The organism is Streptomyces albidicamelliae, from assembly GCF_025642175.1.
GTDB classification, from domain to species: Bacteria; Actinomycetota; Actinomycetes; order Streptomycetales; family Streptomycetaceae; genus Streptomyces; species Streptomyces albidocamelliae.
Window position 1 is genome coordinate 5,573,249 of sequence record NZ_CP106795.1, and the last position, 18,694, is coordinate 5,591,942.

Genomic DNA, 18,694 nt, shown 5'->3' on the forward strand with positions numbered 1-18,694 from the left:
CACCGGTCCCAGCACCGCCCAAACGGCTACATCAGTCGACCTTGATCACCGCGTTGTTCTTCTGTTACTGGATGGGCGCTGTCGGTGCGGCACGGCCCGGTTATGCGAGACCCTCAAGCACTCAGCCTGGCAGGCTTGCGATCAATTGCCGCGTTCGGTAGCTGAGTCATCCTCGATCGGCACCGTTGACTCATTGGCTTCGCCGTACATCTGGGTCTGAAGGCGCTCCTTGGACGCTTCGAGCCGTGAAGCGTAGTCGGGCCTGAAGATCTCGGTCAGCGCTGTATCAAGTGTTCCTGAGATGGCGTAGATCGGTGACCAAACGGCTCGCTCGCGCACGATCCCCGCGAGGTCGTCGGACTGGAACATCACCTGGTACAGCCAGTCCGACAGCACGAGTGCCTGGTCACGCGTGAGCTTGATGCTGATCGCCTCGTCGTCCACGACCTCAACTTAGCTGCCCAGCGGCACGGACGCGCCTGCCAAGGGTCTGCCGTAGGAGGTCCACAGGAAGGTTCAGGTAGGTACGCGTACCTCTTGTTAACGGGGTTGGCCGTGCCCCACGCGAAGATGCGCGCGCGGCGCCGTTGAAGGCTGCGATCGTCGCGCACCAACGGGACGCGCACCCTACCTGGTGAGCCAGCGGAGGATTGGCGACGGACCGTTGAGCTGACGCTGAGTAGCAAGATCATGTACGACTGCGAGGGATGCCGGCAGCTCCGGCAGGGCTGTTCTTCAGATCCCGGCTCGGCGAGGCGAACTGTTGGTGCCGACGCTGCCAGAGCACCGTCCAGAAGGACTTGATCAGCTTCTTGGACGGGACCGAGGTGTCCCCGCGCGCGACGCCAACGGCGTGGACCGGCCCTACGGCCCGAACGCCTACGTCCAGCTGCGCGGACCTGCTGGGCCGGGCCGACTGGCACGAGGTCAGGAGCGGCAGTACGGGGTGTTCATGGGGGCTGCACCGCCTAGACAGGGACCGCTGCGCAAAGAGAGAGCGCAACCGCCGGCCGGGGCTCTACGACCACACGACGACGTGGCTTTCCCGGACCGCCGACGGGCTCGCACTGGTCTCCAACCAGCCGTAGCTCTCGGCGGTAGCGGGGTGTCTGGGCACCTTCTGCGACTTGCCCTCGGCAGGATTCGAACCTGCGCACACGGCTCCGGAGGGCGCTTGACTGTCCGGCATCGTCACAGGCCACGGCCCTGCAGACGGGTGTTGCGCGAGTATGGGTCCACACGTGGTCCACAGCTCGTAACATGCGCATGAGCACTGCTCCGGTCAGAGCGACGGCGTTGCCGTGCCGATTGTCGAGGCTGCGGGGAGCACTACGTGAGGACCATCGGACTGAGCCTAGCTCGGTGTGGTGGCAGGCGGTTCGGGGGAGTGGATGGCATTCGCACAACCAAGGCAGATAGATTTCCCGTCTTCGGAGCGATCGCCGCGACTGGCGATTCTGCGCCCTGATGATGACTTACTTCGTCTGCTCGATGCCGACCACACCAAGGGAAGGTCCTACTCTCAACCCTGCCGTGACTGGCCCGAGGTCAAGTCACACCTCGCGATACTGCTTGCTCCTACCGACCAGCAGACTGACGAAGGTGACCGGGAGCAACCGGAACGTATATGGGGGCTGGGCATCGTGCGCCCTGCTCACGAGACTGACCGGGACCGGAAGGTCGTCATCACCCGTGCACGAAGGATTCGAGGCCTGGTGCCTTTCTCGGCGCTCTGGTGCGCCGGCGGCGAGCGGGAAGGCGCACTCGCCAGGTCGTTACCGGAGAGCGGTCCTGTCACGGTCGGCGCGGACATCGTGTTCGTCAATCTCCGGCGCATCTCCCCTGATCTCGACGCGGAAGTCCAGAGGCTCTTGCCGTTGCTCGACGACGGCGAAGGTTGGAGCGACCGGGAGCTCCGCTGGCGCGATGAGCGTGACGCTCTGCTGCTCTTCGCCAAGATAGCCGGATTGGCCCCGAACGACTTCGCGCCGGTACGCGGCTGGGACAGGAGAGCCGCCCGGGCAGGCTTCCTGAGCGGACTCACCGGGACTGCGGTTCAGCCGATGCTCGACGACATCCGCGGGCGGGCAGCGGAGAGGTTCAGCGGCGTCGGTGAGATCGCCGTCCGCTCGTTCGCGAGCGGCGGAGGCCGCCAAAGCTATGACTTCGAGGCCACGTCGATAACCGATCGATGGGTGGTCGATGGCGGGGAGGGTTCCCTCGACGCCTACTACTACCACGTCGACACCCAGACACTCGTCGTACTGCGCTACCTGAGTCCTGGCCCGAACGGGCTCTTGTCGTCCGACGCCCGGCACACTCTGGACGATTTCCTCGGCCGTGTTCACCGTCTGCCGAGACCCGCCCGACGCAGCGCCGACGATTACGGCTTGCTGGACGACCCTCTCTTTCTCCGCATTCACGAGCAGGTGCCCTTCACTGCTGCTCTGCACCGGACGAGCCCCGGCGCGATCTACCCATACGGCCAGATTGCGGCAGCGGTCTCGGTCGCCACGGTGCATGGTCTCCCAGGTCTTTCCACCGACATGCTCACCCGCCACCTGGTGCCGACCGACTTCGCCCGTTTGGTGCGCGACGGTTGGTTCGGTGCGCGCTACGTGCCCTTCGAAGTGGCCTTGGACTGGGTCGATGCCTCGGTCGAAACGGTCGGTGTCGCTTTGTTAGTCGTTGACTTCAGCAGTCGGCCGCGTGGCAACGGCTCAGGAATTGGGGAGCGGGCTCAAGGCATCGCATGACACCACCAGTGGGAAGGCAACCATCTATGGCCACCTCGGGGGCGGACACGCCTCGCCAGGTAACGCAGGTTCGCGCTCAACTGCACGAGACATTCGACGGGGTGATAGACGACAGCGATATCGCCCACTTCCGAGGGGGCAACTACGAACAGCGTTTCCTCTCCCGGGCCCTCGCAGCTCTCGCGGTACGACGCGTGGCCAAATGCAGTGTGGCCGAGGCGGCCCGGTTCGTCACGGACGGCATCGCGGACCAGGGATTGGATGCCATCGCCCCCTTGCCGGAGAGCGGGCAGGCTCTGCTCGTCCAGGCGAAGTGGAGCGACAAGGGTACGGCGACCTTCGACGTGGACGCCGCCAAGGCGATGGTGGACGGCCTGAACCGCATCGAGAACGAACTGTACGACCAGTTCAACCAGCGTGCCGGCGCCCTCGCCCTGGAGGCCAGGCCGTTCATCGTCAACGAGAGAGCCACTCTGGTCATCGCGCTGATGGGCACCGTGGAGCCCTCTCCGCCCGCTCGCGAGGTTCTCGACAACGCTCTCGACGAGTTCAACAAGCATGGTGCCCGTTTGAGCGTCGAGGTGCTGTACGCCGCAGACTTCCATCACCAGATCCATGCCGATCTTCGGCCGAAGCCGATCTGTCTGGACGTACGCCTTGATGACTGGTACCAGCAGAAGGGACCGCTCGAGGCCTATCAGGGCACAGTCTCCGCCGAGAGCGTCGCAGGATGGTACGAGACGCACGGTACCGGCCTGTTCGAGCAGAATCTCCGGGCCCCGCTCGGGACTACCGTCACCAATGCGGAGATCGGTCAGACCCTTACGTCCGATCCCACCAGATTCTGGCACCTGAACAACGGCGTCACCATGATCTGCGACTCGCTCACGGCGAAGCACGACAGCGCCAAGGCACCGCAGAGCAGGCCGACCACTCTCACTGTGACGGGGGCGAGCATCGTCAACGGCGCTCAGACGGTGCGCGCTGTCGCCAGGGCCATGCACGATGACGGTGAAGCCGCGGCCCACGCCACTCTGAGCATCAAGGTCATCAACACGCATGAGGACCGGAAATTCGGCGTACAGGTCTCGCAGGCTGCGAACCGGCAGAACGCCATCGAACAGCGCGATCACATCGCACTCGAACCCGTGCACCAGGCGATCAAGGCCAACCTCCGCGCCGAACTGCGCAAGCAGTACGTGATCAAGCGGGGCGAGCCGGTGGCTGCGCCCGAGACCGGCTGTTCACTAGACGAACTCGCCCTCGCCCTTGCCTGCCTGCACCCGGATGCAGAACAGGCAGCCCGAGCCGCCAGTTCCACGGAGAACCTCTGGGAGCAGGGTCCCAAGGGCAGCCACACCCTGCTGTTCAAACGCGAGCCCTCCCCTCAGAAGGTATGGCGTTCCGTGCTTACACTGCGCGCAGCACGGAGCGCGGTCTACGAACTGGGCAGTGGTCAGAACAGCCGCGAGGCGGCGACCGCGGAGCACGGTGACTTTCTCGTCACCCACCTGCTCTTCCAGTATCTCGGTGCCACGAGCATCGATGACCCCGACTTCGACTGGGACAGCGAGGTCCTGGAGAAGATTCCCGTTCTCGTACCAGATCTGGTGCGTCGGCTGACGCACCAGATCGTTACTCGCCACGGGCCGCGTCCCCAAATCAGGAGCGCGTTCCAGACTGCAGAGACATGCCGAGAGCTCGCGAAACATGTCCTCGGAGACCTGGCCGATGGTGTCGCCGTTCCCGCACCTCCTGTGAAGGAGCGCAAGCCGCGTCGCCGGAACACGGTGCCGCTCCTGGTCGACCGCCGCGTCATCAAGGACGGATCCCCGCTTCGGCACGTGGCTTTGAACGAGCCCGAGCGCGAGGCCATGGAAAAGTGGCTTGCCGAAGACGAAAGGCGACGCCAGGCGACCTGGGTCAATCACCGGACCAAGCCGATCCTGTGGGCGTACGACGAACAGCAGTACTCGCCGTCCGGGCTGGTGTCGAAGATGTGGGCGGATGCCGAATGGGACGATCGGCCGGTGTCCAACCAGGGGACAGCTCGCTGGTTCCTCGCGGATGGCCGCAGCCTGTGGGATCTGGCACAGCGCATCCACAGCGAAGAGGACGAAGAGGGTGAAGAGGGCGAGGCGTGACGGTACCGGCGGGACGTCAACAGTGGCCTAACCCCTAGGGGTGGTGCAGCTGGGCGAGGAGGTCGGCGATTTTGCGGGTCTCCTCGTGGTCCTCTCCGAGGAGGACGCACATGTCTTCGCGGTGGGCGTCGGGGACGTCCTCGGCCCGGTGCGGTGCCCCTCGGAAAAGAGGAGGAGGCCAATGCTGCGGCTCAGGTCAAGAGTGGTCTCGGAGGCGTCTCCATCCGTGTCAGACACGACCTCCAGGACTTCCTGGAACTCCCGCACGGCGGGGGCGGCCTGGTCGGCAGCGAACGGCGTGCCGGCACTGCGCAAAAGGCGCTGCTCACAGCCTCAAAGCACGCAGGGCCCACGCCGTCAACAAATGGTCCGACGCCTGGCACTTATAGCTGCGCCTGGCCGCAACACGCGTCGTCCTCAGAGCCAGTAGCGCCCGCGACACCGACGGCGGCAGCCAGGAGCGTGAGGAAGGTGAGCGACACCGACAGAGACACGGACAGGTCGAAGTGTTTGCTGATAGACCGACGCAAGTCTCTGGGTGATGAAGCCGGACGACCCTGGGGACCGACCGGGCCATTCTGGTACGCGAGACAGACATGTCATGCTGGTTGTCTCTCTCGGTAATGGTGGGCGCGATGTTATGACGCTCTGCCTTCCATCACTGCCCGGACGACGATTGAGTTCGGGACTCATTGAATTCTCGCCGAATCTGGGATAGTGGAACGAGACTATTCGCGACGCCGATATGCCAGAAATCCCACCCGTCTGTATCCGCGCTCCCTGTAGCAGCTCGTGCCGCGGATGTTGGGGTAGCGTATGATCGGGGTCCCAGTTCGAGCCGTCCGTCAGCCAGGAGCACGGCCACGACCTCGCCGATATCGGTGACTCCGATCAGTTCGACACCGCTTTTCAGCGAGCCAGCATTGATCAGGTCGAGTGCCGTGTGAGCTTCTGGCTGAGTGATGCCCTCGAAGCCTGGGTCAAGTCGTAGTTCCTTGGAGAAATGGCTTACGACGGACCTGAGATGTCGGCTACCGCGCAAGGCGGAAAGTGCGGCACCGCTGTGGGTCGCCTTTGGCGTGATGAGATCCCGGACCCTGTCCACGGGATCTACGCCATCACCAATATCAATGCCCAGTTCGAGTAGGTTTGCTTTAAGGACCGTGTCCGACCATACTTTAGTTCGTCTCTCGGTCAGCCCTGGTCGATCAAGGCCGTAGATGCGGATCGATTCGGTGACCCTGCATATTTCTGCAGCGCGTTCAAGTGCGGATCGGGGGCGGTGGTCATTTCGGCGTACGGTACCCGCAGAATCAAAGTCGAGAAGGTCGCAATCGCTTGAATTTAAGGGGTCCAGGAGGATGGGCAATTCTTTCTCTATTACCTCTGGTCTGGCGCCTGGCACTCGAATCCTTGCATTCGGATTCAATAGGGGGAAATGGTGAATCTTTGTAACGCGCTTGCCTGATGGGTCGTCGTCTGTTGACGAGTTGCAAAATTCGCAGATGAGTCGGAAGTTGCCAACCTCGTAAGCTAGCCAGTAGTACCCAATATTCGCTGGCTCCTCGACCACGCCACCCTTCGGCCTGAAATGATCAACTGCAAGGCGACTGTTGGAGACCTCACCCTCGCAGTACCAGCATTTTCGGCCGGCCAGCGCAATGAGTTGCGGGCGCAGCTTTGTCCAGTATGGGGACTTCTTGAACAATGCTGCGAGCTTGATCTTGTCAGTGCCGCAACCCGCTACGCGTTTCTTGAGCACAGTTGCATGTCGAGTCCAGGCAGGCGGTACAACCAAATGACTCACGTCTACGTAGCGCACGTCGTCACAAACCCCTGGTAAGTCTTTCGTCGAAGAGGTTTCTCACCATAACCGCGAACTCCTCGGATGAAGGTGGGTCTGCGCTGCCTGCTCTCCTCAAAAGCTCCTTACGCCTTCGATCAAGCTCTGCAAGAAATAGCGAAACCACAGAATCGCGGCGAATCGTGTCAAACCCGAGGGATTCAAGCTCCTGATTGACGCTCCGCAACCGCCGATTGTCTTCCTCGTTCAGCGCAGGCATTCGGGAAAGCTCGTATTGGATGTCAATGAGTCTTTGCGTATGGTCATCCAATTGCGTACTCAAGTTGTACAGCTCGGTGGTCAACAATGCGCCCACACCATGCCCACGCGGGTCGACCGTCGGTATCTCCGCCCGGACGGCACCAGCTGCCGTCCCATGGAGCATACGAATCTGATCACGAGGAATGTTCAGCACGAGCGCTGGATCATGAGTAGCCGCGATGAACTGCGAATTCTGTCCGTCTTCCAACATGTCTTGGACGATCGAGTGCCAACGCTTGCTCCAGCCTGGGTGAAAATGCGAAGCCGGCTCGTCAAGCAGGAAAAGGGACTCCTCGCCGCGCTGTAGCCTCAGCATCCCCATAATTGTGAGGAACTGTTGTTCGCCCGCACTCAGTTCTTCTGGGCTTATTTGGTGTCCGTCAACCATGCTCAGCCGCACGCTGGCTTTCAGCAATCCAGCCGAGTAGAGTCTTTCAAACATAGCGAACATGGCGGCGTCAGAAGCGAATAGCCGACGAAAACTTTTCAAGTCGTCGGGTGTTGCTATGGTGATCCGAAAATCCGTGTACGAACTGCTAGCTGATGCATCTGGAATGGCGCCGAATCTGCCCTGCGTGGCAATCGCGTCGAAAAGTGCTGGAGCGTCACCTTCTAGGCCCCAATAGGGCTTCTCGATATCCCGGGCGCGTTTGAACCAGCTCGGCCTCCGAATAGTGATATCTGCGGACGCAAATCCGGAGATTCGCACATATCTCTCCGCGAGATGTGCGAACTTCTCTGACCAGTTCGAAAGAAGCGCGAGAAGGATCAACGGAAGATGGGTGACGTCACACAGGAAAAGGGGGCGGACTCCACGGGCTAGGGATTGCCCGGTGACGGCTGTGTTGTCCCCTCGGGCAGCCGCCATGTCCTCGCGCTTGTGGCGATCAAACTCCTCCCCCCATCCGGATTCCCTCGCGGCTTGATAGCCGAAGAGATGGTCGGGGAGATGGATGCTCCAATCAGCTTTATGAACGACTGAGCTGACTGAATCTCCGTCGATGACGGTCATCTTGGGTGTGGAACGGACTGCGGTCTGGGACACCTCGACGAGGTGTCCATCGTGACTGTATTTGATCCGGTATCCGAACGGAGCACGCTGCCCCCGCCACAGACTCCCGAAGACTTCAGCAATCGCTTGGAGAACTCGAGATTTGCCGCGGCCGTTTCGGCCGACGAGGACGTAAATGTCACCGCCTTCGGACAGTTCGAGAGTGAAGTCCTGAAGGCCCCGATAACTAGGCAAGTGGACTTCCAGCAGTTGCACGTCCCCTCCCCACGGAACACGTCTATCGCACTGTTAGTGACACACGAGGTGACCTAGAGCACTTCCTCGGTTGGCGATACTCCAGGTCGCAGTGCTTCGGTGAGATTGATCAGCTCCGACAGAGCTGATTCTAGTTCTATTGCGATCTCCTGGGCGAGGACGTGAGGTTCGATCAGATCGTCAGCGTCCTCGACTGACTCGTCCTTGAGGTTCGCAAAGAGGTCAAGATTCACCATGTCGCGACTCAGGAGGTACTCGATGGCGTACGCCTTGAACGCGTCCGTCTCGGTCCGCTCACCACGGTCCTTGCCCGGGGCGTAGGCGGTAACAAAATCGTCCAGGTCCTCCCTGGACAGCCGGTTCTGCTTGAGCGTGAAGTGCTGGTTGGTCCGGAAGTCATAGACCCAGAGCTTCCGAGTGTGCGCTTCGCCGTCTGCGCGAGGCGGCAGCTTTTCGAAGAACAGAACATTCGCCTTGACTCCGCCGGCGTAGAAGATCCCTGGGGGGAGCCTGAGCAGAGTGTGCACGTCACATTGCTGCAGGAGTCGTCGGCGAATGGTCTCACCCACGCCCCCTTCAAACAGCACGTTGTCTGGAACTACAACAGCCGCTCGGCCACCAGTCTGCAGCAAGGTATAAATGTGTTGAACGAAATTGAGCTGCTTATTGGTTGTGGTTACCCAGAAATCCCGGCGGTGGTAGGTGAGATCCTTGCGCTCAAACTCGTCACCTTCGCCGATGATCATGATCGATGACTTCTTGCCAAACGGAGGGTTGGCGAGAACGAGCGATGCATGACGGGCCGGTGGCTTTGCCAATGCATCACCCACCTCGATCAGTGACTCACCGTTCGGCTGGCCGATGCCGTGCAGTACCAGGTTCATGGCGGCGAGGCGGGCTGTGCCATCGACGAGTTCGTTTCCCCGAATTGCTCCCATGCTGAGCCGTTCCCGTAGTTCGGGGGTTAGACCCATTTCGTAGTGCTGCTGGATGTACTCGAAGGCGTTCAGCAAGAAGCCCCCGGTCCCACATGCCGGGTCCATGATCGTGTCGCTTGGAGTTGGCTGTACGCAGTCGACCACGGCACGGATGAGTTCTCGTGGAGTGAAGTACTGCCCAGCGCCAGACTTGACGTCCTCCGAGCTCTTTGCGAGCAGTTCTTCGTAAGCATCGCCCTTGATGTCGACGCCTGTACCGGACCAGTTCTCCTTGCCGATCAGCTCTCGGATCAAGCGCTTCAGCTTGGCGGGATCCTGAATTCGGTTCTGCGCCTTCTGGAAGATCCGGCCGAGCATCCCGCCGCTGCGGCCGAGGACGCTGAGGATTTCGCTGTAGCGGTCTTCAAGGTCCTGGCCCTCGGCGTCCAGCAGGATCTGCCAGGCATCAAGACCGTTGAGGATGTCGACCTGATTGAACCGGCGATTCTTCTGCTCGTGGGCCATCTTGAGGAACAGGAGGTAGGTCAGCTGCTCGACATAATCGAGCACGGAGACACCGTCATCCCTCAGGACGTTGCAGTAGCCCCAAAGTTTGTTGACGAGAGCCTGGGCGTCGACACTCACTCGAGTCGAGGTCGTTGGTGGGGTCACAGCAGGGTCTCCTGTACTGCCTGGCTCTCACGCTGGGGTGCTGCGCTCGGCCTGCGTGTCTGTCGTCGAGGTGCCTTCGCCGGCCGCGTTGACATGAGGCGGTCCAACAGCGCCGTCGCGGGCTCGTCGGAGGGGTCTTGCTCCACCAGCTTTCCGGAGAAGGCGCTTCGCAAGACAGCCCTGCGCAGGGCTTTGGCTCGGAGCAGACCGGCCTCCGCCGTCTCAAGCGCGGCGTCTGCCATGCTCAGTCGTTCCTCAATGTGGCTTACGAGATCCAGTTGCACTTCCGGCGGAGGGACTGCAACTGGAAGTAGCTTGATCTTGCTGAGGCTGATCGATGCAAGGTTGACGCTCTGTTTTCCGTTTAGCTCGCACCACCGTTGTCCGAAGCCGTTGGCGTGCCATGCCAGGAGCTTCGGATGAAGAACACTCTGGTCAACTCGGGCCCGGAAGACATGATTCTGGTGGATGCATCCGGGGATCTGCTCTTCCCAGATCCACCCCCGGCCAAGTTTGTCGCGGTCCCCGCCCTCGTTGAGAAGGACATCGCCATGTTTGAGGAGGAGTTGCTCGGCCTTCTTTGGTGCGACCCGAATTGTCGACACATCAGTCAAGTTGAGGCGGCCGCGCTGCACGTTGGCGACGCGTAGGTACGGGACGCTGACATATTCGGGGTCGTTCTGCTTCTTGCTGTCCTTGGTGACGCCGCCGACGACATGTGCGATGTCCCCCAACCTGGACCAGCGCCAGCCGGCCGGGAGTAGCGGCAACGGGCCGTCGTCGATCCCGGCCTCAGAGATCTTGGCTGCCACCCTGCTTGCGGCGCTCACATCACCAGTGGTTGCCATACTGGTGATCTTGTCGCGAAGTATCGACAGGCGGGCGATGACGTTTCGTAGCGACGACTCGACGAAGTCCAGACGAGATAGGTGATCTTCGAGCGCGTCAACAATCCGCTGTTGCTCTGGCAGCGGAGGAAGGTCGATCTGCCACTTGGCTAGCCGTGCCGCTCCAAGATGGTGGATTCCGACACCGCGTGAATCCTGTGCGAAGGCTCCCCTCAGCGCTTCGTATCGCAAGAAGTGCACCAAGAAGCGGGGATTGGCGTCCTGGGTTCGGACTCGAATCAGCGTGTTTTGGAAACAGCAGTCATCGATCTCGTCGTTCCACAGTGCTGGCTTGCCGACTTCGCCAGCACTGCCGGATGCCTCGCTGAGGACAATGTCGCCACGCTGAAGTCTGTAGGTCTCCACTTCGGCTTCGGTGAAGTTCATGAACTTCACGTCGTCGAGGAGTAGCCCCTGCCATCCCACGTTGGCCGCGCGCAGGTAGGGCCGCATGTTACTGCCATTGTGGTTCTTGGGCGAACGCTGCCGGCCAAGACGTACTTCTGAGAAGTCCTGCAGCGCGCACCGCGCCCACCCGGGCGGCAGTTCGGTCATGCGGTCAGTTCCTGATCTAGCTCGTTGAGGACAGCCTCGGCACGGTCGTCACCGAAGACGCGCAGGAACCCGTCAGTTCCTCCGCGCTCGGTGAAGGGTACGCGGTCCAGGTCTGCGACATCGAACCTGACGCTGGTGGCCATCGTGTCGACGATCCGCTCCAGCCACCACAGCTCATCCTCGGTGAAGGTCACGCCCGCCTGCCTCTGGCGCTCGACCCAGTTGGCGAACCGGCCTTCCACAGTTGATCGGTAGGGGCGTACCTCGGTGTCCAGACCAAGCTCATAGCGGATCAGGGAAACCAGGTCTGGCGGCCCGTGCTTGATGCCTGGCTCGCTTGAGGCTGCCCCGAGCTGTTCGTATGCCTGCCACAGTCTTTCTACCGTCCACTGATGGGGCGGCCGTGCAATGCGTGAGGCCAAGTCCTTGAGTTGTTGGTAGGCCGCACGGGGGCGAACGTCACGTCCCCCGTGGCCCGTTAGAGCGACTTGGAGGGAAGTGATTTCGTCATGATGTGCGGCGAGATACTCGCGCCAACTGGTCACAGTCTGCTGGGCCATCTCCACTGGCCCGACAGACAGAAGAGAGTCCGGGTTCACCTCGTCGTAGACGATTCGCTGGTCAGTGTTGATATAGGCCAGGAGGTCACGCAGATCCTTGTTGGCTGCCAAAGGCAGCACGGCTTGCTGGACCATCCAGTGCACACCTTTGACGCCTTCTGCCTGCCGAACTCTGTCTACGTGATCTACGTCGATTGCCTTGGCGATTCTGCCGGTGATTGTGTCCAGCGGTTCCCCGGCCAAGCGAGTGATCTCCGCGTGGTCTTCATCAGTAAGCGTGCGTGATAGCCGTGACAGCCTAAGCCCCAGCTCTTCGGCTTCGTCCTCGTCGATGGTGCCGCCGGCGGTCTTGCCGAGCAGCTTGCGGAGCGATGTGCGCCTCGCGTCATCCTGCTCCACTACAGGTGTTTCCCGCTTATGACTTTCTGTGACACCGGTGGCGTCAATGACGACGAACCGGGTTTTCTCTCGAATATCTGGCGTCACCGCCTGCAGTTCCGCTGAGTCGATCACTCGCGCACCGCGACCGCGCATCTGCTCGAAGTAGGCCCAGCTCTTGACATCTCGCAGGAAGAACACGCACTCGATAGCCCGAACGTCGGTGCCTGTGGCGATCATGTCCACCGTTACGGCGACACGCAGCTCGGGAGCGTTACGGAACTCAGACAACAGCTGATCCGGCTGGGCTGCTTTTCCTGTAATCTTCTTGCAGAAGCTGTTGCCCCGCCCGAAAACATCGCGCACCATTTCGACGATTTCGTCTGCGTGGTTATCGTCGCGCGCGAATACAAGCGTCTTTGGTGTCATGCGCATGTCGGCGGGCACGTTGCCACGCTCAGGGAAGAACAGGGTTAGGTTGTCCCGAAAGGCGGTGAGAACTGTGCGCAACTGCCCCGTGCTGATGACCTTGCTGCCGACCTGGTTGGAGCTGTAGGAGAAGTCGTCATCCAATTCTTCGTACCGACGACGTCGAGTCCGACGGTTTTTGATCGGTACATGAGTCTCGACCGGGATTACTGATCCTTGCTCACTAATAGCCGTTTTGATGCGATAAGTTGTGTAGTCGACCGCTACCCCATCTGCCACAGCCTGTTCGTAGGTGTACTCGCTGATCAAGTTCTGATGGAAAAAGCCAAAGGTTTGGGCGACGGGCGTCGCGGTGAGGCCGACGAGGTGTGCATCAAAATACTCAAGAACCGAACGCCATCGGCCATAAATGGACCTGTGGCACTCGTCAATGATGATTAGGTCGAACGACTCCGGCGGAAGCCTGCGACTATAGGTGACTTCAGCTGTTGATGCTACGGTGTTGCGTTCTTCATCCTCGAATGCGGACGATTCGCTGTAGTCTTCGGGATCTCCTGGCTCCTGACCGGCAACAAGCCTGGAAAGCCGCTGGATAGTGGATATGACGACCTTAGATGAGTCCAGTACCGTGGAGCCGGTGAGCTGGTCAACGTTGTAGAGCTCGGTGAACTTCCGGCCGTCATCTGGAGTCGTGTAATTGGTGAACTCTGTGAGGGCCTGGGAGCCTAGGTTGTTACGGTCCACGAGGAACAGGATTCGGTGGGCCTTGGCATGCTTCAATAGACGGCATGTGGCGGTGACCGCCGCGTACGTCTTGCCAGCGCCCGTTGCCATCTGGATGAGGGAGCGCTGGTCTCCGCGACGCAGAGACTCCTCCAAGCCCTGGACCGCTTCAAATTGCGCCGGCCTGAGAAGCCCAGCAGCCACTTCCGCAGGGTCGAGCTTCGGCAGGCGCTTCCTGATGCGAGCTCGGTAGGTGGGCGCTGCCGCATCGGCTTCGGCCTCCCGAATCCATCGGGCGATAGTTTCAGGCTGGTGGAAGGAGTACACGTCGCGGGTACGCGAATCCGGATCGAGGTCGTTGCGGAACCTAACCAGACCCCCGTCGCTTACGTAGCGATACGGAAGGGGCGTCCGCCAAGCCTGCAGGTCTTGTCGGGCGGTCAGTCCTTCCGCGTAGCGATCAGCTTGCCGTTCGGCAGCGGAGAGGTCGGCGCCTTCGTGCTTGGCTTCAATGACGCCGATGAGTTTGGTATCGACATAGAGCAAGTAGTCCGCTCTGCCAGCCGCGGTGGTCACCTCGCGCACAGCAACGCCTCGTGTTGCGTAGAGGTTCTGGTTACCCTTTCCGTCCTGGACCGACCAGCCCACATCCTCCAGCATCTCGTCGATTCGATCGCGCACCCGCGCTTCGCTCAGCGGTTCCTGGGCTGCCCGGCGAGCATTAGAGACAAGCAACTCTCTCTGGCTCGCGGTTGGCTTGCGCGGCAACGGAGCTTCGTTGAATCCATCCTGGAGCCGCGATGCCTCTGAGGCCAGGGAAGTAACCAGTGTCGATACTTCGGGGAGGACAGCCCTGGCGCGTGCCAACTCGGCAGAGGCGCTCTGGCGAGCCTTTTCAAACGCCTCCTCGCGGCTGCGTTCTCGGTCTGAGTAGCTGACACGAGAGAGCTCTAGGCTGGCGCGGACGGCCTCGAGCTCACTCCGTAGTGCGTGCAACTCGGTACGGGCATCTGCATCTGCTGGCTCTGCTGTCTGGATCCAGTCCGGAGCGTCGGGCGGGATGAAAGGAATCTGTTCCCGATCGCCGGTCAGAAGGCGGTGGAACCATACCCCCAGCCGGAAGCAGTGCCTGACTGTGCGCAGGGCTTGTCGCTCAAGGGCGAAATCTGTGTCCACGGCTTCGGCCACTGGGCACCGAAGAGCATCGAACATCAGCCGTACTGATTCGTCGAGGAAGCCGGCCCGCACCAGAGCATGCACCCTGTGGGCCTGATCGTCCTTGCCGATTGTGATGCCAGATCGCCGCATCAGGGCAGTCGCCAGTGTCTCCCCGAATTGGCGCCCCTTGAGGAGCGTGATGCTTGGGTCAGTGAAGAGGTTTACCTCTGCGCTCGTTCCGTACAGCACCAAGAGAGGCTCGTGAGGCAGCAGGAAACCGAAGTTCGCGGATCGGGCGGCCAGCTCCCTGACACGCGTGTCGATCGGACCACGCCCCTGGCTCACGAAGCCCTCCCCGTTCGCTCAACCGCCCAGCGTTTGCTGCTGTCCTAGCGGTGACAAAGGTACCGAACACCAGGCGTCCTGACAGCTATCCCGATCTTGTCACGGGCTCCCCGACGACGTACCGCAATGACGAGGACCGTACCTAGGAGACGCCGTGCATCCCGCTTGGCAAGGGGCTGTAGCTCCTTGAGCCTTCGCCCCGGTTCCGGCACCAGAACGCAGTATGAGCGTGGGCTGCCGTAATGGGGGAGGCGGGGCTCGGCAGGCCAGCGAGGGTACCCGTCGGCGTAGGGCGGTGGAGGCTTGGGGGTGGCGCTGCTTTGGCGCGAGTGATCACGGCCCCGTAAGCTTCCGGCGCGTCGGGCAGTCTCTGGACCTGCCCGGTAAGAACGACGTTGGGGCCGTGATCTTCGAGGCTCGCGCCAAAGTGGCTCCGTAAAGCCGTGGAGCCGACCGCCCCAGCCACGACGCACCCCTTCTCTGGCATCAGGCGGCTGATTGCTATGAGCGCGGAACGGGGCGAGCCGCCTTGAACCCGTGAAGGAAGTCGTTACTCGAGCTTCGTCCAGATGCGCCACAGGGGCGCGTCGCACTGGGCCAGCTACTGATGAGCAACTGTCGCAACGGGACGCGCTGCGAGCCGCTGAGATTCAAGGCCCTGCCGCTCGGCTGGGACCGGCGCCCCAGCGCTGCAGCCCGGACGAGCGGCAAACCGTGACACCCAGAAGATGCATGCGGGGTTGGTGTCTAGCTCCAGGTGAGATGACATCCGCTTGAGAAGCTTGGGTGCTTCAGGGGCGGGAAGATTGTTGACCTGCGGCGTAGCGGTGTCGACGCCTGACGTCCGCGGCTTGCATTCCTCGGTGCTGCCTATGGCTGCCCGCACCACCTGGCACGGTTCTGGCACGTCTGCCGAGGTGCCGAGTGACTCCTTACCCACCCTTCGTCTTCATGCGTCGACCGTTGTCGGTGCGGTCCCGTAGCTTGAGGCCATGGTTGGTACAGGCGAGAACTTCCCTCACCTCGGCGAGTCGTCGGCGGTGGGCCAGCCCGCGGCGGGCGTCCAGCCTTACTACGCGCAGCGCGCCGAAGTGCTGGGGCAGAGGTATGGGAGCGTTACGTTCGAGGAAGTGCATGGTGGGGTGTTGGATCTGCTTCCGCCGGCGCCGGCGAAGGTGCTGGACGTAGGTGCTGGCACTGGGCGGGACGCCGTGGCACTCGCACAGCGCGGTTACCAGGTGGTGGCGGCAGAGCCGGTCCGTGAGCTTCGGGAGGTCGCGCAGAGCCTCAACCCGTGCGACGACGTCCGTTGGCTCGAGGACTCGCTGCCCGCACTGTCCCACTTGCAAGGGCCTTTTGAGCTGGTGCTGCTGTCGGCTGTGTGGATGCACCTGGCGTCGGCCGAGCGTGGGCAGGCGATGGAGCGGCTGGCCACGCTGCTGGCTCCGGCGGGGCTGCTGGTCGTCTCGCTTCGGCGCGGAGTCCCGCCGACAGACCGGGTGATGTTCGATGTGCCCGCGGAGGAGGTCGTGCAAGACGGGGAGCGGGCGGCGCTGCGGTTGGTGCGACTGGTAGGGGAGGGCGCGGACCGGCTCGGCCGTGCCGAGGTGTGGTGGCAGACGGTTGTACTGCGCAAGGGGGGCGAGTGAGCGGGCGAGACTTCTACGCCCAGGATTCCTCGGCGCGCGCGTCGTGGCGGTTGGCGGTGCTGATGGGGGCCAACTCGCGCACCTACAAGTTTGCTCTCGGGCAGGCTCTGCTGGAGTTCGGGTGGACCGGGCGAGAGGAGATCTCCCTTGCCGAGCTCGCCGCCGCCTACAGCCTGGGCCTGGTGCAGCATTTGGCCCAGGACCCGCAGGCGCCGCAGACGGTGGAGCTGGGCGAGAAAGACTTTCTCACCGTCGCTGAACAGGAGAGAGCCGTGACGCTGGAGGCCGGCTGGCCCACCGAGCGTCTGCTGGCAGCCGCAGTGCGTTCCATGCCGATGATGGTGATGCAGAAGTTCCACAATCTCCGTGGTGAAACTGCGGTGGCCCACACCTTCTACGAGCTGGTAGGGACGGGACGGCAGCGTGTCGTGCGCCTGACTCCTGACCTGCTGCGACTGGCGCAGTCGGAGCAAGCAGCGAGCTTGGCTGCTGAGTTGGGTGCGCGCTGGAGCATCGTAGAGAGCTCCTTCGCTGCCGGCGTCGGGCGCAGCCTCGTCGAGGAGGGTGTCACGGTCGACTGGGACACCCTTAAAATCACCGATAAACGCCGACGCCGCTCGGTGACCGGCATCGTTGACGCCGCGGTCGGTTTTCAACACGGCCGCTGCCTGATCTGCGGGGATGTTCTGGGCCCGGGGGAAGCCATAGCCGTCGACCACGTCTTCCCGTTCTCCCTGATGCGTCGCTTCGACAGCGTCGGCTCCTGGCACGGTCCAGATCTGGACGCCCTGTGGAACCTTGCCCCCGCACATGCAACCTGCAACGGAGCCAAGAGCGACCGACTGCCCACCCCAGCCCAACTCGCCCGCCTCGCGGCCCGGAATGACGCAATCATGCACTCCCCCCATCCCCTGCGCCGCACACTGCAACTCAGCCTGAAACACGCCCTGCCCGGCCAGAAGGCGCCCTCGTGGACCGAGTTTCTGGGAGCCGTTCAGACAGCAGGCTGAGTCCGACCCCAGGAATCCTGGGTCGATCACGGACGGCGTGCATGGCTCTGAAGTGATCGCGACGGATGAGCACCGCTCTAGGAGTTCGATTGACGCCCCAAACCACGTGCGGCACGCGCCCGTGGTGCTGCATCAGTTTCCGGGGTGTGACCGCCTGTGCGCTCCGGCTCATCGTCGTTGACGTCAACCGGTGATGTCTGGCTGTCGGCCTCTACGCGCTGATGGGAAGCTCCCTAGCACGCTGCCGTGCTCTGGCTCGGATCTCCTTGAGCTGAGCGTGGAAGGCATTGTGGCGGTTTTGGTCCAGGTTCAGCGGAAGGTCCAGTTGTGAGATGAGCTCTGACTCCAGCGTCCAGGGCTCGTCATGCTCTACCCAACAAACGCGGGCGTTGTCCGCCATCCACTGGCTGAGCTTGGCCTCGCCGGTCTGGCCGAACGTCAGCCGCTTGCCACTGCCCACTCGTCGCAGCTCCAGGTCGAGCAGACAGCCGAGAGACAGCCGCAGTGTTGACCCTTCAGCGTTGCCGCGGAAGTGGTAGCGCACGCGGCTTCGAAGGCTCTGCGTGCTGGTCCGGTTCGCCATGTACCGCGGTGCTATGCCGACGTAGAGCAGGCGTCCGGAAACCAGGTCCGGGTGGGGTGCCTGCTCGAAGTACCACCCGTACACACCGGACGCCGCGGGGACGGGGTTTGCCCGGTCCAAGACCTCCTGCGCCGTCCACAACCGAGTGGGATTCGTGAGAGCAGTAGCTGTCATGGAGCCTCCCGTGCGTCGACCTGATCGCCGCAGGCTACCTGCTGCCGCTGAGAGTGATCCGCTCTAACCATCGGTGGGCCTGGCCGGGTGGGAAAGCGGTGCTGTGGCCGGGGAGACCAGGCGCTTAGAAGGTGGCACGCCGTGGTGGGGAAGCCTGATTGATCCGTGCCGCTCCCGTACCGGGCCGCCTAACGCTGCTGCCGCCCGCCGTCGTTGCCGTCAGCGTTGCCGTCACTGCCGTCAGGCACGCGGTGTGTGGGCCTGACATGCCGGTCTACTGATCAAGGGTCTCGCTGACCAGCGAGGCTGAGGAAGCCCACGGCTCTGACCAGTTCAGATGCCGTGGGCTTCTGTCGTTGTCGGTCGACGTCGGCTGGCCTCGT

General features: G+C 62.2%; 11 protein-coding genes. 4 read left to right on the top strand and 7 right to left on the bottom strand.

From position 1 onward, the window contains the following. Positions 1 to 141: 141 nt before the first annotated feature. Positions 142 to 444 carry a hypothetical protein gene (locus tag N8I86_RS25615; protein ID WP_263278793.1) on the bottom strand — a complete coding sequence of 101 codons (303 nt, stop codon included), beginning with the start codon at positions 442 to 444 and terminating at the stop codon, positions 142 to 144. A gap of 947 nt (positions 445 to 1,391) precedes the next feature. Between N8I86_RS25615 and N8I86_RS25620 the strand changes: the two genes are divergently transcribed. Next, positions 1,392 to 2,756 carry a hypothetical protein gene (locus N8I86_RS25620; RefSeq protein ID WP_263278794.1) on the top strand — a complete coding sequence of 455 codons (1,365 nt, stop codon included), beginning with the start codon at positions 1,392 to 1,394 and terminating at the stop codon, positions 2,754 to 2,756. A gap of 26 nt (positions 2,757 to 2,782) precedes the next feature. Continuing rightward, positions 2,783 to 4,900: an AIPR family protein gene (locus N8I86_RS25625; RefSeq protein ID WP_263278795.1), complete on the top strand. Its 2,118-nt coding sequence runs from the start codon at positions 2,783 to 2,785 to the stop codon at positions 4,898 to 4,900. 658 nt (positions 4,901 to 5,558) lie between these two features. Here the strand turns inward: N8I86_RS25625 and N8I86_RS25630 are convergent. The 5 genes from N8I86_RS25630 to N8I86_RS25650 all read right to left on the bottom strand — a co-directional run bounded on the left by N8I86_RS25630 (position 5,559) and on the right by N8I86_RS25650 (position 14,895). Then, entirely contained in the window at positions 5,559 to 6,662 is a 1,104-nt protein-coding gene (locus tag N8I86_RS25630) for a restriction system modified-DNA reader domain-containing protein (RefSeq protein WP_263278796.1), read from the bottom strand. A 64-nt stretch (positions 6,663 to 6,726) separates the two neighbouring features. Further along, positions 6,727 to 8,271, bottom strand: coding sequence for an AAA family ATPase (locus N8I86_RS25635; protein ID WP_263278797.1), 1,545 nt, complete (start codon positions 8,269 to 8,271; stop codon positions 6,727 to 6,729). Positions 8,272 to 8,324: 53 nt separating this feature from the next. Then, positions 8,325 to 9,833 carry a class I SAM-dependent DNA methyltransferase gene (locus N8I86_RS25640; protein WP_263278798.1) on the bottom strand — a complete coding sequence of 503 codons (1,509 nt, stop codon included), beginning with the start codon at positions 9,831 to 9,833 and terminating at the stop codon, positions 8,325 to 8,327. Positions 9,834 to 9,856: 23 nt separating this feature from the next. Continuing rightward, positions 9,857 to 11,302, bottom strand: a complete 1,446-nt coding sequence (locus N8I86_RS25645) for a restriction endonuclease subunit S (RefSeq protein ID WP_263278799.1) — start codon at positions 11,300 to 11,302, stop codon at positions 9,857 to 9,859. After that, positions 11,299 to 14,895 carry a type I restriction endonuclease subunit R gene (locus N8I86_RS25650; RefSeq protein ID WP_263278800.1) on the bottom strand — a complete coding sequence of 1,199 codons (3,597 nt, stop codon included), beginning with the start codon at positions 14,893 to 14,895 and terminating at the stop codon, positions 11,299 to 11,301. The genes N8I86_RS25645 and N8I86_RS25650 overlap by 4 nt, the downstream gene beginning before the upstream one ends. A 992-nt stretch (positions 14,896 to 15,887) precedes the next feature. Here N8I86_RS25650 and N8I86_RS25655 point away from each other — a divergent pair. Then, positions 15,888 to 16,544 (top strand): class I SAM-dependent methyltransferase, encoded by a 657-nt coding sequence (locus N8I86_RS25655; protein WP_263278801.1) that lies wholly within the window; start codon positions 15,888 to 15,890, stop codon positions 16,542 to 16,544. Continuing rightward, positions 16,541 to 17,554 carry an HNH endonuclease family protein gene (locus N8I86_RS25660; RefSeq protein ID WP_263278802.1) on the top strand — a complete coding sequence of 338 codons (1,014 nt, stop codon included), beginning with the start codon at positions 16,541 to 16,543 and terminating at the stop codon, positions 17,552 to 17,554. The genes N8I86_RS25655 and N8I86_RS25660 overlap by 4 nt, the downstream gene beginning before the upstream one ends. Positions 17,555 to 17,765: 211 nt before the next feature. On the opposite strand, the gene N8I86_RS25665 is transcribed toward N8I86_RS25660, so the two are convergent. Further along, positions 17,766 to 18,311, bottom strand: coding sequence for a GIY-YIG nuclease family protein (locus N8I86_RS25665; RefSeq protein ID WP_404830830.1), 546 nt, complete (start codon positions 18,309 to 18,311; stop codon positions 17,766 to 17,768). Positions 18,312 to 18,694: the final 383 nt, after the last annotated feature.